Source organism: Bradyrhizobium sp. Leo170 (assembly GCF_004296405.1).
GTDB lineage: Bacteria > Pseudomonadota > Alphaproteobacteria > Rhizobiales > Xanthobacteraceae > Bradyrhizobium.
On record NZ_PSRR01000966.1, the window covers coordinates 1 to 239 of the forward strand.

Here is a 239-nt window from a genome sequence, read left to right on the forward strand (position 1 = left end):
TAAGCCCGCTGCATAAGCCGTCGCCAGCACGACGCGATTGCGCATCCCTGTAACCGCGTCCAGGAAGCGCTCGATCTCTTCGGCACCAAGGACGAGCGGGAGCTTGTCGGGCTTCTGGCCACCGATGATCCGCTCGAATGCTTCCGTCTGCCCGAGTGTGACGCCGTAGAAGAACCGCAGCGCGCAGGCCACCTGATTGATGTGGGACCACGAACGCTTTTGGCCGATGAGATGCAGTT

The 239-nt window shown here is 61.5% G+C and carries 1 pseudogene; it reads right to left on the minus strand.

The annotated features are described in order from the left end of the window. Nucleotides 1–239 (minus strand): annotated as a pseudogene (locus CWO89_RS45525) (tyrosine-type recombinase/integrase); the annotation flags it as partial.